This is a genomic window from Dactylosporangium fulvum (genome assembly GCF_025137375.1).
GTDB classification, from domain to species: domain Bacteria; phylum Actinomycetota; class Actinomycetes; order Mycobacteriales; family Micromonosporaceae; genus Dactylosporangium; species Dactylosporangium fulvum.
On record NZ_CP073720.1, the window covers coordinates 7,876,407 to 7,890,983 of the forward strand.

A 14,577-nucleotide genomic window follows, 5' to 3' on the forward strand; every position below is an offset into this window, starting at 1 on the left:
CCGATGCGGAGCTTCCTGCTGCGCCGCCTCGCCGCCGTGCCGCTCACCCTGGCCGGGGTGTCGGTGCTGGTGTTCCTGGCCACCGACGTGCTGCCCGGCGACGTCGGGCGGACCGTGCTCGGGCGGGAGGCGAGCGCGGACTCGGTGGCGGCCTACAACCGGGCGCTGGGGCTCGACGATCCGCTGTGGTTGCGGTACACCCGCTGGCTCTGGCACTTCATCGGCGGCGACTGGGGCACCTCCTACACGCTCGGCGAGCCGGTCGCGGCCCTGGTCCGGGAGCGCTTCGCGGCGTCGCTGGGCCTGGCGCTCTTCGCCTTCGTCCTGCTCGTGCCGGTGGCGCTGACCGCCGGCCTGGTCGCCGGGGCCCGGCCGGACACCTGGCTCGACCGGGCCGTCAGCGGCCTCGGGCTGGCCCTGGGCGCGACGCCGGAGTTCGTGACGGGCGTGGTGCTGCTGGTCGTCTTCTCCGTCAACCTGCACTGGTTCCCGGTCTCGGCGCAGCCCGCGCCCGGCGACGGCCCGCTCGCCGTCCTTGCCCGCCTCACCCTGCCGGCGATCTCGCTGGTGCTGCTGTGCACCGGCTACGTGGCCCGGCACGTGCGGGCCAGCACCATCGCCGTCGTCGAGGGCGGCTACGTGCGGGCGGCCCGGCTGCGCGGCACCCCGCCGGCCCGGATCCTCGCCCGCCACGTGCTGCGCAACGCGACCGTCCCGGCCACCAGCGCCCTCGGCGTGCAGCTGCAGTTCCTGGTCGGCGGGCTCGTCGTCGTCGAGCTGCTCTTCAACTACCCCGGCATCGGGGCGCTGCTGCTGCAGTCGGCGATCGACAAGGACGTGCCGACCCTGCAGGCCACGGCGATGGTCCTCGGCGTGGCCTACCTGAGCGTGACCCTGCTGGCCGACGTGGCCTACCGGCTGCTCGACCCGCGGGTGCGGCTGGCGGCGGTCCGATGAGCACGCGCCGGGCCGTCCTGGTCCCGGCCGCCGTCGTCGTGCTCTGGGCCGCCGTCGCACTCGCCTGGCCACACATCGTCCCGCACGACCCCGCGCTGCAGGACCCCGCGCTGCGGTTCCGGCCGCCGGGCCCGGAGCACTGGCTGGGCACCGACCAGTTCGGCCGGGACGTGCTGTCGCGGGTCCTCGCGGGCGCCCGGCCGGTGCTCGTCGTCGCGCCCGCCGCCACCGCGCTCGGCGTGCTCGTCGGGGCGGGCGTCGGGCTGGTCAGCGGTACCGTCCGCGGCTGGCTCGACGACGTCGCCATGCGCGTCGTCGACGCCGCCATGGTGTTCCCGACGGTCATCGCCGCCGTGCTCTTCATCGCGCTGCTCGGCCGCTCCCCCGTCGTGGTCGTCCTCGTCGTCGGGGCCGCGTTCGTGCCGATCGTGGCCCGCTCGGTGCGCGCCGCGACCCTGGTCGAGCGGGAGAAGCCCTACGTCGACGCGGCCCGGCTGCGCGGCGAACCCGCCCTGCGCGTCGCCGTGCGGGAGATCCTGCCGAACGTCCGGGGCACCGTGCTCGTCGAGGCGACCAGCCGGCTCGGCGACGCCGTCTTCGCCGCCGCGACCCTGTCGTTCCTCGGCCTCGGCCAGCCGCCCGGGTCGCCCGAGTGGGGCGCCGCGGTCTCCGATAACCGCGTCTGGCTCCAGGTCGCGCCGTGGACGGTCCTCGCCCCGGCACTCGCCATCGGCTCCCTGGTCGTGGCGGTGGCCCTGCTCAGCGACGCGCTGCGGCACCGGGTGGCGGCGCCGTGACGCCCGGGCTGCGGGTCGAGGCACTCGGTGCCGCCTATGGTCCGGCTTCGGTACTGCACGACATCAGCTTCACCGTGTCCCCCGGCGAGACGTTCGGCCTCGTCGGCGAGTCCGGCTGCGGCAAGACGACCCTGGGTTACCTGCTCGGCGGGCACCTGCAGCCCGGCGGCCGGACCACCGGCGGCCGGGTCCTCGTCGACGGCACCGACGTCCTGGCCCTCGACCCGGCCGGGCTGCGCCGGTGGCGGCGCGACGGCGTCGCCTTCGTGCACCAGGAGGCGGCCGGCGCCCTCGACCCCACCATGCGGGCCGGCGCCCAGGTCGCCGAGGTGCTGCGGCTGCGCGGCCGGGACCGGCGCGCCGCCGCGGCGGAGGCGGCCGAGCTGCTGGGCCGGGCCCGGCTGCCCGCCGACGCCAGCCGCCGCTACCCGCACCAGCTCTCCGGCGGCCAGCGCCAGCGGGTCCTCATCGCCGCCGTGCTCGCCGCCCGGCCCCGGCTGATCGTGCTCGACGAGCCGACCACCGGCCTCGACGCGGCGGTCCAGGCCGAGGTGCTCGGCCTGCTCGCCCGGCTGCGGGCCGAGCTATCCGCCGCCGTCGTACTCATCAGCCACGACCTCGACCTGGTCGGGCGGCACTGCGACCGGGTCGGCGTGCTCTACGCCGGCCGGCTCGTCGAGGCCGGCCGGGCCGCCGAGGTGCTCGCCGGCCCGGCCCACCCCTACACCGCAGGCCTGCTCGGCAGCGCCCCGCGCCTCGGGCAGTCCCGCCGCATCCACCGGCTGACCCCGATCCCCGGCCGGCCGCCCGCACCCGGCGAGGCCCTCCCCGGCTGCGCCTTCGCGCCCCGCTGCCCGGTCGCCGACGCCGCCTGCACCGCCGCCGAGCCCGCCCTCGACGTGCGGACCGTGCCCGGCCGGGCCGTGCGCTGTATCCGCCCCGGCGCCGCCCCACCGGCCTCGGGTCCCGGACCGGCGGCCACCGAGCCGTCCGCACCCCCGCCGGCCGCCGCGCCGCTGCTCGAGGTGCGCGGGCTGGTCCGCCGCCACGGCCGCAGCACCGTGCTCGACCACGTCGACCTCACCGTCGCCGCCGGCGAGGTCGTCGGCCTGGTCGGCGAGTCCGGCAGCGGCAAGACCACCCTGGCCCGGGCCATCGCCGGCCTGCACCCGGACGGCTCCGGCGAGTTGCGCCTGCACGGCGCGGCGCTGCCCGCCGCGCTCGCCCGCCGCACTCCCGCGCTGCGCCGCCGCATCCAGATGGTCTTCCAGGACCCCGACACCTCGCTCAACCCCAGCCACACCGTTCGTCGGATCCTCCGCGACGGCCCAGGCGTCGAGGACGACCTGATGGACCGCCGCCCCGCCACGCTCTCCGGCGGCCAGAAACAGCGGGTCGCCATCGCCCGCAGCTTCGCCGGCCCGCCCGACCTGGTCATCTGCGACGAGCCGGTCTCCGCGCTCGACGTGAGCGTGCAGGCCGCCGTCCTGGAGCAGCTGGCCGAGCAGCGCGAGCGGACCGGCACCGCCTACCTGTTCATCTCCCACGACCTGGCCGTGGTCGGCTACCTGGCCGACCGGATCGCCGTGCTCTACCGCGGCGTGGTGGTCGAGCACGGCCCGGCCGCCGCGGTGCTCGCCGGCCCGCACCATCCCTACACCGCCGCGCTCGTCGGCGCCGAACCGTCCGCGGTGCCCGCCGGGCCCACGGCCCCGGCGGCCGGCTGCCGCTACTTCACCGCGTGCACCCGGCGGATCGCCGGGCTGTGCAACACCACCGCGCCGCCGGCGGCCGAGCCTGCGCCCGGTCACGTCGTGCGGTGCCACCTCGAGCCGGCCGCACTCCCCCGCGGGGCGGCGCCGGCCCCGATCGGAGGAGTCCGCGCATGACCGTACCCGCCCGAGCAGTGCCCGTCCGAGCGGTCGAGAACGAGTTCGCCGACCTGCTCGCCCGAGCCGACCCGCCACCGGCCGTGACCCGCCGCTGGGTCAACGTCACCACCGGCGGCCACGTCAGCGCCGTCATCTGGGGCACCGGCGCGCCGCAGACCGTCCTGCTGCACGACGCCGGCGAGGACGCCCGCTCCTACGACGACCTGCTGTCCACGGTGGACATTCCAGCGGCCGCGATCGACCTGCCCGGTCACGGCCGCTCCAACGCCACGTCCGCGACGCCGTTCCCGGGCCGGCTGGCCCGGCCCGTGCTCGAGGCGATCCGCTCGTTCGCGCCCCGCCACCGGGTGCTCGCCGGGCGTGGCCTCGGCGCGCTCGTCACGCTGCACATCGCGGCCCGCGCTCCGGAGGCGATCGGGCGGCTGCTGCTCGTCGACGCCCCGCCGGCGGCCGAGCCGCTGCTGTCCGCCCTGAAGAACCCGCCGCAGCTGGTGAGCCCCGACGAGCTCGCCGCGGCCCTGGCTGAGAGGGGAAACCGATGACCACCGTGCCCATCATCGATCTGGAGGCCGCGCTGGCCGCCGAGCCGGGCAGCCCGGAGCTGGCCACCGTCCGCGCCGCCGCCGAGCAGGTCGGCGTCGTCCAGGTGACCAACCACGGCGTGGCGGCCGAGGTGATCGACAACTTCCACCGCCCCGTCGATCGCATCCTCGCCCTGCCCCGGGCGGTGAAGGAGCGGCTCGCCAGCCCGACCGGCCACCCCTACCGGGGCTGGCGGCAGTGGCCCGACGACTACGGCCGGCTCGAGCTGGAGCGGTTCAGCTTCGGGCAGTACGACGACCCGGCCGAGGCGTCCGCAGCCGGGGTGCCGGCCGAGTATCACCCGCTCTTCGCGCACGCCAACGTCTGGCCGGCCCAGGAGCCCGGGCTGCGGGCCGCTGCCGACGCCTACCGCGCCGCGTTCGTCGGCGTCGCCCGGCGCGTGCTCGGCCTCTACGCCCGGGCCATCGGGGTCGACGTCGCGGTGTTCCCGTGGACCGGCCCGGAGTACACCTCCCTGGTCGTCAACGACTATCCGACGTGGACCCGTCCCGACCCGGGGACCGACGAGGAGAAGCTGCTGCTGCTCGAGCACGCCGACAACTCGGTGCTCACGGTGCTGCACCAGGAGGGTGACTACGCCGGGCTGCAGGCTCAGGGCCCCGACGGCGGCTGGTCGTCCGTGCCGGTCGTCCCGGGCGCGCTACAGGTCTTCAGCGGCTCGCTGCTGAGCAACTGGACCAACGGCCGGCTCGCCGCCGGCCGGCACCGCGTCGTCGCCGGCGGCACGGTCACCCGCCGCTCCGCCGCCGTCTTCGTGCACCCCAGTCTCGACACCGTGGTCGAGCCGCTGCCCGAGTTCGTCGGCGACGGCGAGCCCGACTTCGACCCGCACCACGTCGGCCGCGCCGCGCTCGGCTCGGTCGAGGACTACCTGCAGGTCTTCGGGCGCCCGGAGCAGGTCGCCGCCTACCGCGAGGGCCGCCCCTACGTGGCCGCCGTCGAGGAGCCGGTGTGAGCGCTCCGCGGTGGGAACCCAGCGAGCGGTGGGTCCGCGGCCGCCGCGGCGACGTCACCGTCGTCGACAGTCGCCGGCCGGTGCTGGTCTGGGAGCCCGGCCGGCCGGTGCCGCTCTACGCCTTCCCGGAGGCGGACGTGCGCACCGACCTGCTGCGCCCGGCCGCCGACCCTCCGGCCGGCGAGCCGCACGGCGCCGGCGCGACCTGGTACGACCTGGCCGACGGCGGTGAGGTGGCCGCCAACGCCGCCTGGCGCTTCGCCGACCCGGAGCTGGCCGGCCACCTCGCCTTCGCCTGGTTCCGCGCCCCGGTGCCGGCCGTCGAGGGGTGGTTCGAGGAGGACGAGGAGATCTTCGTCCACCCGCGGGACCCGTACAAGCGGGTGGACGCCATCCCGAGCAGCCGCCACGTGGTCGTCTCGGTCGACGGGGTGGTGGTGGCCGACAGCCGCGACCCGGTACTCGTCTTCGAGACCGGGCTGCCGATCCGGTACTACCTGCCGCCGTCCGACGTCCGCCTGGAGCTCTTCGAGGAGACCGCCTCGAGCACCGGCTGCCCGTACAAGGGCCGGGCCCGCTACTGGTCGCTGCGCGCACCGGGCTCGGCCCCGCCGGACGTGGCCTGGTCCTATCCGGACCCGCTGCCGGCGGTCGCGGCGATCCGGGACCGGATCGCCTTCTACAACGAGGCCGTCGACATCACCGTCGACGGCGAGCGGCTCGAGCGGCCGGTCACGCACTTCTCGGCCGTTGCCGACCCGCCGGCCGGGGCGCGCCGGGTGGCGGCCGGGCCGGACGGCGGGCGGGTGAGCGCCCTGGTGTGGGGCGACGAGCCGCAGTACACGTTCCTGCACGGCGCCGCGCTCAACGCCCACACGTGGGACGACACCGTGCGGGCGCTGGGCCGGCCGGCCCTCGTGCTGGACCTGCCGGGGCACGGCGAATCCGACTGGCGCGACGACTTCGACTACGCCCCGGGCACGATCGCCCCGGCGGTCGCGGCGGCCGTCGAGGAGCTCGCCGGCGGCCGACCGCAGATCCTGGTCGGGCAGTCGCTCGGCGGCCTCACCGCGCTCGCGGTGGCCGCGCTGCGGCCCGACCTGGTGAGCACGGTGGTCCTCGTCGACGTGACCCCGGGCATCCGGGCCCAGGACGTGCGGCAGGTGCGCTCGTTCCTGGCCGGGCCGTTGGTCTTCGCGTCGCGGGCCCAGGTGGCGCGGCTCGCGGTCGAGGCGGGCATCGCCGAGCCCGGCCCGGCACTGGACCGGGGCGTCTGGTTCAACACCCGGGTGCGCGAGGACGGCTCGGTGGTCTTCAAGCACCACTTCGGCAGCCCGCCTGCCGGCGCCGCTCCGGTCCCGGTCGACCACACCGGGCTGTGGCCGGCGCTGGCGGCAATGACGGTGCCGGTGCTGCTGGTCCGGGCGACCGGCGGCTACCTGCCGGACGAGATGGTCGCGGAGTTCACCGCCCGCGCGCCGAAGGCGGTGGTGGCCGAGCTCGACGCGCGGCACAACATCCAGGAGCATCGCCCGGCCGAGCGGGGTTCCGCGCCACCCGCTACGGACTTACCGACCTGGTGTACCTCGACGTGCCGACCGACCCGGGCAACGGCCAGCCGCTGACCATCACCGCGTACAGCCGACCCGACACCGCAGACGATCACCACCCGGACGTCATCACGGCGACCGCAACTCTGGACCTCGTCGGCCCCGTCACGGCGTACCCGTAGACAGACGGCTACAGCGTTGGCTGGCACATCATGGGTCTGCACGACGCTCGCTACGTGTATCTGCTGCCGTCGCGCAGCGGCACCGACAACCTCGCCGACGTCTACTGCTACATCACCAGCAGCCAGGACCTGGAGGACGCGGAGGTCGCGGCACGTCTGCACGTCCACCAACGCACCACGGCGCGCGTCATCGCCCATCGGCCCGTCACCGGGCCCGCCGTCGCTTTCCAGCCCACAGCGTTCACCGCCTGGTTCACCGACCCGCAGACCCGACACACACTCCCCGGCCTGGTCACCACCCGATACGAAAGCAGCGACCGCGACGACAGCGCGGCCTTCCGCGTCCAGGCGCTGCTGGACCGGCCGCTGCCGGAGCACATCTGGCGCGTCGACCCGGCGGTATCCGCGATCACGCTCTGGCCGACGATCGACCCACAGGACGAGTGCGCCGACGATGGCGGCGGGGTCCTCACCTTCCGCTACGGGCCTCTCGAGCTCAGCACCGGCCACCTGGCCGCAGCTGACCTGGTTCCGGAGCCGTACCTGTCGCAGACCGGCACGGTGGCGGCCACCGCGCACGACGCTGCCGTGCAGGCTCTCGCCGCGGTCGCGGCGCGGATCAACGCCGCCGTCGCGGCGTGCAGCACCCTGTTCGGCGACGCTGCACTCCTCTCGTCGGCCGCGGCCCCCGACCAGCATCCAGCTTCGTGCGACGAGCACGACCCGGCGGCCGGCGTCGCGGTCAGCCTGGTCACCGGCTGGGACCACGTCACGGTGCACGTCGACCCGGACCTGCCGGACGCGACGGTGACGGTGACCATCGGCGACCCACACCGCGACGGCACCGACGTGGTCGGCATCGACCTCGAAGCCGGCACCATCGGCGTCTGGTCCAGCAGCGACCCGGACAACCGCGAATGGACCGTCGTCCACCACCTCACACCCGACCAGCTGCGGCCTGCACAGCCGGGACAGTGACTTGCGTGACCGGGTCACTGCACCAGTCGGCCTGGTGCCAGCGTCGGCATGCCCGCCGGCGCAGCTGGGTCCGCCGCCGCGACGGCGGCTTCGACACCCGGCACTTGGGCTACGGGTGCTGGGAACCGCCCGCCAGCCGGAGCACCGCGCACACGACGCCGACGCAAACACCCGCAGCCGGCGGCGGGCGAGCTGCAGGTCCTGCGCACCAGCCCCACCGGCCGGCAACGGCAGCGACCCACCGCCGCGCCGTCGCAGCCGATCGGGTCCGCATCCCGCCCCCTGCCCCGTGAGGAGATCCCACATGGACCTGAACGACAACAACGATGTAGTGACCGACCGACGCCTGCCGGGCTGGCGGGCCCGGCTGATCGTCGACGACCACGCCGGCGAACCCTGGGGCGACGCCCTCGCGCCCGCCCTAATCATCAGCAGCAGCGGGCATGTGCAGGCCGCTGCCGACGTGTACCAGGACCGGCGCGCCGAACAGATCCGGCGCGCCTGGCAGCACTTCACCGATCACGACCTGTTCAGCCGCTACCTGCGGCTGTCCCACGGCACCACCGCCATCGCGGCCGCCACGACCGGCGACACCACCGTGCTCACCTTCGACACCAGCGACTACCGCGCCCATGCCGGCATCACCACCATCACCGACCTGACCGGCGAACGCGACGAGTGGCAGGCGTGGCTGGACGGCGACGTCTACGGCGTCATCGTCGAACACCGCACAACGGCCCAACGGTGCCTCCACTGTGGACACATTCGGCCGTCCTCGTTGGTCGAGGTCGACGCCTGCTGGGGGCACTACGGCCGCGCCTACGCCGCCGAACAGGCCCTACACCTCCTGCGTGCCGCTGCCCGCAGCTGACCCGCAGCCCCTGCATACCCCCGTCCGGCTGGCCCGCGAGCACGGCTGCGCCTACATCCTGTTCGACAGCGACGCCGACACCACCACCCTGTTGCCGGCCTTCGGCTGGTAGCCGCGTCCTGCCGGATCACCACCGTGCCCGGCATTGGGATGCAGTAGCAACTTGGGGCGGTGCGGTCCTGGCTGCGCTGCCCTGCTGTGCTTGTACCGGCCGTGGCCTCGCCCGGCAAGGCCCACCCGCACGCCGCAGCCGAGCCATCACCCGGCTCACGCCGTTTCCGGCGACTTGAAGACGGACGCGGGTGGCCTTGACCGGGCCACGGCCATCCGCCCGGTCCGCGCGTCGGGTCAGCGCAGCCGACCCGGCACACCGCCCAGGGCCGCGCATGCACATTCCCCGCACCTCGGCGGCGGCGCCTCGACGCCGCTGACGAGAGGTGTGACAGGAACGGCGTGCTCGCACGCCAGGAAGGACCCGCCGTGGCCGTGGTCACCATCTACCTCAACATCGACCGCCCGCTGCAGCCCTACACCGACGGTCAGCAGCTCACCGCCGCGGTCTCCACCCACCTCAGCACCGACATCGTCGCGCATCCGGAAGCAGTCGCCGACTGGGCATTCGCCCTCGGCAACCAGGACCTCGACCTGCTCGAACGCGAACGCGAAACCGAGGACGGCGAGACCAGCTTCCTCACCGCATGCCTCTACCGGCTGCCAGGCTTTCCCTGGCTCGGAGTACTACGACGACTCCGCCCCGCCCGACCCGTTCGGCGGTCGACGCACCTATCCACCCAGCCGCGCTGGATACCCGACTGGTGCGGAGTTGGCGTCGGACGGTTCCCGTGTTCACTGTGTTCCGCTCAGCGGAGGAGGAGCCCGACTCTGCCCCAGCGGCATCGCCACGAGTACGCCGCAGACTTCCTCGTGGCCTCCCGGAAGCTACTACCTGTTCGCCCCAGAAGTTCCCGCCACCACTGGCGGCGGTGCGCACCGCGCCCGGCCCACATCCGTCAGGTTCGAGCCGGTGGGAATTATGAAGGGCTTTACACGCCGGTTCCTCACGTACTCCTCTCCACCCACGCTCGCCGGGCACACGCCATCTGACAGTGCTGACATATCCCGGCTTTGTCAGGGCCGCTTGCCACCCGTCCCGGCGCCACCCGATCCGAGCTGCCCTCAGCTTCAATCAACCTGCTGCGACAGGCCAACGGCGGAGGTCTCTCACCCCCACACGGTCACACAGCGCCTCACGGCGCACCGGCAGGAACTCCCACTGGATGCCGGTGTACAGCACGAACAGGATGCCGCACAGCACTTTCCGGTTCGGTAGCGGCTTGCGGCCGGGGTAGCGGAAGGAACGCGTCTTCACCGGTAGCAGCGGCTCGATGCGCTCCCATAAGCCATCGGGCACGATCCACGGTGGCTGTTGTCCCTTCCGCACGCCCGACACTGTAGATCACGGACATCGGGGCATCGACACCAGGCAGATCATTTTTGTTAGGACCTCTTAGGCTCACCATGCCCCATTCAGCTAAGGACGGCATTGTGGGGCGCCCTCGAAAGGCTGCACCAAGCACCGGCAAGGTCAAGGAAGAACTCTCCGTCTGGCACGGCAAAGAAGGCTGGCAAGGCAGCCTTCTCGTTGGCACCAAACCCAACGGCAAACCAGATCGACGCCACCGCCGCGGCAAGACCGAGGCCGAGGTCCGCGCAAAGCTCGCCAAGCTCGCGGACGAAATGCAAGCCGGCCGGACCGTCAAGGCCGGCGTGCCACCGAAACTGTCCACCCTACTGACCGAGTGGATGTCGGCACACGAAGAAGAATGGAGCTACAAGACCTTCCACAACTCGTATGGCCCGGCCGTACACAACTGGCTCATCCCCGGCATCGGCGAGTGGCGGGTCAACCTCTTGCTGGAACAGCCGAAAGCGATCGAACGCTTCCTGAAAGGCATTCGGCGCGACCCGGAAGCCGGTGAGCGCGCACCCGGACTCAACCCCGGCGGCGTCCATCTGGTCTTCCGGACACTCCGTGCCGCGCTCAACTGGGCCGTCAAGGAAAAGATCATCCCTCGCAGCCCGATCGAGCTGATGACATGGCGACCCAAACTCGTCAGCGAGGAGGTCACCCCGCTCCTCGTCTCCGAGGTCAAGGCGATCCTCGATGTCTGCGAGCGGCGCCGCAACGGCACACGCTGGTCAATCGCGATGCCGCTTGGCCTGCGTCAGGGCGAAGCGCTCGGCCTGCCGTGGATGAAGCCATCCAAATCCACGAAGGACAAGCCCGTCGGCTTGGACCTGGCCGGTGGCTGGATGGTCGTACGTCGGCAGGCGGGCAGCCGGCAATGGGAGCACGGCTGCGAAGATCCGGTTGCCTGCGCGGCGCGGTTCTGCCGGACGAGACCGTGCCCGGTTCGCTGGCAGCACGGGTGCGGCAAGAAGCCGGAGGACTGCACGAAGCAGCGGGTCGACCGCTGCCCGCAGCGTATGCCGAGCGACGACTGCGCCCGGCACCGCAAGAAGAAGACGTGCAAGGAAGTGTGTCAGCCCGGGTGCACCAAGCACGGGCACCGGTGCCCGAAGCGCGTCGGCGGCGGGGTCGTATTCACGGACCCGAAGAGCGAGGCCGGTAAGCGCCGCATTGCGCTTGACCGGCGCATGCGCGTCCAGTTCGAAGCCCACAAGCAGGTGCAGGATCTGGAGCGGGAAGCAGCCGGCGACGCCTGGGTGGAGTTCGGCCTGGTCTGGTGTCACCCCGACGGGAGCCCGATCGACGCCAAGTCCGACTGGCTGGAATGGAAGGAGATCCTGCGCGAGGCGGGCGTCCGTGACGCGCGAGTCCACGACGGCCGGCACACCGCGGCGACGATGCTGCTGCTGCAGGGCATCGACGAGCAGACGGTCATGGCGGTCATGGGCTGGTCGGACCGGCGGATGGTGCAGCGGTACCAGCACGTCATCGACGAACTGCGGGTCGAAGCCACCCGGCGACTCAGCGACCTGCTGTACGGCTCAGACGGCAGCGCCCAGGGTGCGGCCCCGCCCGCGGCGCCGGTACCGACCCCGGTTCCAGCGCCCAACCCTGCAGACCAGCAGAAAGAGGCGGATGCCGATGGAGTTTCCGAGGGTTTCGCTACCGATCTTGCTACCAGCGCGACATCCGCCAAGATCATCCCATTCGATCCATCCAGGAAGAAGCATGGAAAACGGCACCTGAGCAGCGTGAACGGCAACACTGGATAAGAGCCGACGGGGAGACTTGAACCCCCAACCTTCCGATTACAAGTCGTAGGGTCTACTGGCGCTTGTCGCGCACGGCAGCGCGTCGGGCTCGTGCGGAGCGTTCGGCGAGCTGGAGCATATACGCCTTCCTGGCGTGTTCCGCCATGGTCCGGCGGACGTCCTCCGGCAGATTGCCGAGTGGGTCTACCTGTCGCTCGAAGCGCGCTAGGAACGCCGACGTGGCCGGTGCCGTCCGGGATGTTCGGTCCGCGGTGTTGGCCCAGGACGCATGTGCCGCGATCCGATCGCGCCGCGTGCGCTGCTGAGGTGTCATGCCGACGGAGTTGTGGGGCTGGCCGGAGTCAGACACGTTCACCGATGCCCATCCGAACCTGGACCTGCTGAGCTCGTTCGGCCGCAGCGCTGGCGCCATAATGACGGGGCATGTCGTCGGATGTCCAGCCGAGCAGCAGCATGAGATCACCGCTGTCGCCGCCCGCGAGCTTCCACTCGTGCGCGTAGTTGTGCCGCCATCGGTGGGCGTGGACACCTTCGACGCCGGCCCGCACGCCACGCCGCCGCAACATGAGTTTGATTCCGTTCGCTGACAGCGGCTGACCACCTCGCAGCGCGAGCCACAGCTCGGGTGAGCTGAAGCCAGGGTGGCGGTTGCGTGTACGCAGGTACCGGCTGATCGCCCGGCCAGTCTTCGGCCCGAACCTCACTCTCCGGTCCTTCGATCCCTTGCCGCGGTAGTGCAGCCAGTCCTTGTCGAGGTCGACGTCGTACACGCGCAGATTCGCGACCTCCGACAGCCGGGCGCCGGTGTTGTAGTACAGCCGGACGATGGCCTCGTCGCGGACGTCCTCGAATCGGGTGCTCTTGCAGCTGTCGAGGATCTTCTTGGTGTCGTCGTCGCGGATGATCGGGATGAGCTTGCGCGGCGTCTTCGGCTGCTTCACCCGGTCCATCGGCGAGCGGTCCATCTCGTCCTCGTCGACGAGGTACTTGAAGAACTGCTGCAGACCCTTGTGCTTGTTCAAGGCCGTCACGGCGGAACGGGTCTCGATCACCCACGCCTGGAACGCTTCGATGTGCGCCTTCGTCACGTCGGTCGGATCCTCGGCCGCGTCGACAGCGTCAGGGTCCGGGGTATGCTCGCCGAGATACCGGCCGAGTTGTGCCGCGGCGAGCAGGTAGTTGTAGCGGGTGGTCTCCGGATGGTTGGCGGCGCGCAGGGTCCGGTCCCAGTCACGGAGGTGTCCGGGCCAGTCCCCGGCGAGGCCTTCGGTGAGCTTTTCGATCTTGAGCAGGGGCATCTCGTCACCCGTCGAGTCAAGGGGTCCAACAGCGGCGTGCTCGACCTCGACGAACTGCTCACACACGAAAAAAGGGCTCTCGCAGGCTTGTGACCTGCGAAAACCCTTGCGCTGTCGGGACGGCGGGATTTGAACCCACGACCCCTTGACCCCCAGTCAAGTGCGCTACCAAACTGCGCTACGTCCCGGTGCTGCCCCAACCGTGGCAGCCGCTACAGAGTAGCGCATCCCACTCCCACCCCACACACGAGTATCCCCCGTAGCGTTTAGCCTGCTGGTATGCGGCTTGATCTTGTCACGCTTGTTGTCGAGGAGTACGACCCCGCCATCAGTTTCTTCGTCGACACCCTCGGGTTCGAACTTGCCGAGGACTCACCCGCCCTCACCACCGACGGGCGAGCGAAGCGGTGGGTGGTCGTCCGGCCGCCCGGGGGCGGGACCGGGTTGCTGCTGGCCCGGGCCGACGGGGAGCGGCAGCACCTCGTGGTCGGGGACCAGGTCGCCGGGCGGGTCGGGTTCTTTCTGCGGGTCGACGACTTCAACAGTACGTACCGCCGGCTGCTCGACCACGGGGTCGAGTTCGTCCGGCCGCCGCGCACCGAAGGCTACGGCACCGTCGCCGTGTTCCTCGACATCGCCGGGAACCGCTGGGATCTCCTCGGCAACTGACCGGCAACCGGACCGCTGCGGCACGGCACCGGGGAGAACAGCCTGGAGACGGACAACCCGCGTACAAGCTGGTCAGGGCCGGCTTCGAGGTCATCGAGACCGACAACGGAGTGGCCGCTGTCGCCTGCCTGCTGAACCTGGTCATTCTGGACATCATGTTGCCGGGTCAGGACGGGCTGACCGCTTGCGAGCGGCTGCAGACCGACCCGGAGACGGCGCACATCCCGGTGATGCTGCTCTCCGCGCTGTCCCAGCCCGACGTCGTGCGCAGCGGGGTGACGGCCGGTGCTGTACATCACATGGTCAAGCCGTTCAGCCTCGACGCGCTGCTGGGCAGCGTCCAGTTGGTGCTGCGGGTACATCCGACACCTGTCGATCCGACCACTGTACGGTTCGCGGGCCCGGCACGACGGCCGGACGTGACCGCCCGCGAGGCCCCGCTACGCACAGCAAGGACCGCACCGATGGGAGCGCATGCGAGCTGCCGCGGATGAGGATGCCGACCGGTCGTTCAGGAGCCTGCAGTGCCAGGCGCGTGTACTTGCGCATGGCGGGAACGTCGCGGTGACTTTGGCTGGTATT

Annotated in this window: 15 protein-coding genes and 1 tRNA gene; 13 read left to right on the forward strand and 3 right to left on the reverse strand. The window is 72.0% G+C overall.

All coding sequences use genetic code 11. From position 1 onward, the window contains the following. The first annotated feature begins 3 nt into the window (after positions 1-3). The 10 genes from Dfulv_RS35940 to Dfulv_RS35985 all read left to right on the forward strand — a co-directional run bounded on the left by Dfulv_RS35940 (position 4) and on the right by Dfulv_RS35985 (position 9,889). The gene (locus Dfulv_RS35940) at positions 4-957 is read left to right on the forward strand and encodes an ABC transporter permease (RefSeq protein ID WP_259858285.1); all 954 of its coding nucleotides are present in this window, start codon (positions 4-6) and stop codon (positions 955-957) included. Further along, a complete protein-coding gene (locus tag Dfulv_RS35945; protein WP_259858286.1) occupies positions 954-1,754 on the forward strand; it encodes an ABC transporter permease in 801 nt (266 codons plus the stop codon). Before Dfulv_RS35940 ends, Dfulv_RS35945 begins: the two co-directional genes overlap by 4 nt. After that, positions 1,751-3,643, forward strand: a complete 1,893-nt coding sequence (locus Dfulv_RS35950) for an ABC transporter ATP-binding protein (protein WP_259858287.1) — start codon at positions 1,751-1,753, stop codon at positions 3,641-3,643. The genes Dfulv_RS35945 and Dfulv_RS35950 overlap by 4 nt, the downstream gene beginning before the upstream one ends. Continuing rightward, on the forward strand, positions 3,640-4,188 hold the full coding sequence (locus Dfulv_RS35955) for an alpha/beta hydrolase family protein (RefSeq protein WP_259858288.1): 549 nt from the start codon (positions 3,640-3,642) through the stop codon (positions 4,186-4,188). The genes Dfulv_RS35950 and Dfulv_RS35955 overlap by 4 nt, the downstream gene beginning before the upstream one ends. Continuing rightward, entirely contained in the window at positions 4,185-5,204 is a 1,020-nt protein-coding gene (locus tag Dfulv_RS35960) for a 2OG-Fe(II) oxygenase family protein (protein WP_259858289.1), read from the forward strand. Before Dfulv_RS35955 ends, Dfulv_RS35960 begins: the two co-directional genes overlap by 4 nt. Beyond that, positions 5,201-6,829, forward strand: a complete 1,629-nt coding sequence (locus tag Dfulv_RS35965; RefSeq protein WP_259858290.1) for an alpha/beta fold hydrolase — start codon at positions 5,201-5,203, stop codon at positions 6,827-6,829. Before Dfulv_RS35960 ends, Dfulv_RS35965 begins: the two co-directional genes overlap by 4 nt. Before the next feature lie 137 nt (positions 6,830-6,966). Further along, positions 6,967-7,914 carry a hypothetical protein gene (locus Dfulv_RS35970; RefSeq protein ID WP_259858291.1) on the forward strand — a complete coding sequence of 316 codons (948 nt, stop codon included), beginning with the start codon at positions 6,967-6,969 and terminating at the stop codon, positions 7,912-7,914. A 304-nt stretch (positions 7,915-8,218) separates the two neighbouring features. Next, complete coding sequence (locus Dfulv_RS35975; protein ID WP_259858292.1) at positions 8,219-8,785, forward strand: hypothetical protein; 567 nt, start codon at positions 8,219-8,221, stop codon at positions 8,783-8,785. Continuing rightward, positions 8,766-8,897, forward strand: a complete 132-nt coding sequence (locus Dfulv_RS35980) for a DUF5983 family protein (RefSeq protein ID WP_259858293.1) — start codon at positions 8,766-8,768, stop codon at positions 8,895-8,897. Before Dfulv_RS35975 ends, Dfulv_RS35980 begins: the two co-directional genes overlap by 20 nt. Positions 8,898-9,265: 368 nt before the next feature. Continuing rightward, positions 9,266-9,889 (forward strand): hypothetical protein, encoded by a 624-nt coding sequence (locus Dfulv_RS35985; RefSeq protein WP_259858294.1) that lies wholly within the window; start codon positions 9,266-9,268, stop codon positions 9,887-9,889. An 82-nt stretch (positions 9,890-9,971) separates the two neighbouring features. Here the strand turns inward: Dfulv_RS35985 and Dfulv_RS35990 are convergent, their stop codons facing one another. After that, positions 9,972-10,226 carry a transposase gene (locus Dfulv_RS35990; RefSeq protein ID WP_406567855.1) on the reverse strand — a complete coding sequence of 85 codons (255 nt, stop codon included), beginning with the start codon at positions 10,224-10,226 and terminating at the stop codon, positions 9,972-9,974. 104 nt (positions 10,227-10,330) lie between these two features. Between Dfulv_RS35990 and Dfulv_RS35995 the strand changes: the two genes are divergently transcribed. Further along, the gene (locus tag Dfulv_RS35995) at positions 10,331-12,028 is read left to right on the forward strand and encodes a site-specific integrase (RefSeq protein ID WP_259858295.1); all 1,698 of its coding nucleotides are present in this window, start codon (positions 10,331-10,333) and stop codon (positions 12,026-12,028) included. 341 nt (positions 12,029-12,369) lie between these two features. Here the strand turns inward: Dfulv_RS35995 and Dfulv_RS36000 are convergent, their stop codons facing one another. Together Dfulv_RS36000 and Dfulv_RS36005 are read right to left on the reverse strand one after the other, a co-directional pair. Beyond that, positions 12,370-13,326 carry a tyrosine-type recombinase/integrase gene (locus tag Dfulv_RS36000; RefSeq protein ID WP_259858296.1) on the reverse strand — a complete coding sequence of 319 codons (957 nt, stop codon included), beginning with the start codon at positions 13,324-13,326 and terminating at the stop codon, positions 12,370-12,372. Positions 13,327-13,440: 114 nt separating this feature from the next. Next, positions 13,441-13,514 (reverse strand) — tRNA-Pro (locus Dfulv_RS36005). Between the two features lie 91 nt (positions 13,515-13,605). On the opposite strand from Dfulv_RS36005, the gene Dfulv_RS36010 reads away from it, so the two are divergent. Further along, entirely contained in the window at positions 13,606-13,995 is a 390-nt protein-coding gene (locus Dfulv_RS36010) for a VOC family protein (protein ID WP_259858297.1), read from the forward strand. Positions 13,996-14,105: 110 nt separating this feature from the next. Continuing rightward, positions 14,106-14,489 (forward strand): response regulator transcription factor, encoded by a 384-nt coding sequence (locus tag Dfulv_RS36015; protein WP_259858298.1) that lies wholly within the window; start codon positions 14,106-14,108, stop codon positions 14,487-14,489. Positions 14,490-14,577: the final 88 nt, after the last annotated feature.

Excerpts from the sequence above, each read along its gene's own strand:
- Dfulv_RS36010 (WP_259858297.1), top strand. The coding sequence starts at position 13,606 with ATGCGGCTTGATCTTGTCACGCTTGTTGTCGAGGAGTACGACCCCGCC.
- Dfulv_RS35970 (WP_259858291.1), top strand. The coding sequence starts at position 6,967 with ATGGGTCTGCACGACGCTCGCTACGTGTATCTGCTGCCGTCGCGCAGC.
- Dfulv_RS35945 (WP_259858286.1), top strand. The coding sequence starts at position 954 with ATGAGCACGCGCCGGGCCGTCCTGGTCCCGGCCGCCGTCGTCGTGCTC.
- Dfulv_RS35975 (WP_259858292.1), top strand. The coding sequence starts at position 8,219 with ATGGACCTGAACGACAACAACGATGTAGTGACCGACCGACGCCTGCCG.
- Dfulv_RS35940 (WP_259858285.1), top strand. The coding sequence starts at position 4 with ATGCGGAGCTTCCTGCTGCGCCGCCTCGCCGCCGTGCCGCTCACCCTG.
- Dfulv_RS35955 (WP_259858288.1), top strand. The coding sequence starts at position 3,640 with ATGACCGTACCCGCCCGAGCAGTGCCCGTCCGAGCGGTCGAGAACGAG.
- Dfulv_RS35960 (WP_259858289.1), top strand. The coding sequence starts at position 4,185 with ATGACCACCGTGCCCATCATCGATCTGGAGGCCGCGCTGGCCGCCGAG.
- Dfulv_RS36000 (WP_259858296.1), bottom strand. The coding sequence starts at position 13,326 with ATGCCCCTGCTCAAGATCGAAAAGCTCACCGAAGGCCTCGCCGGGGAC.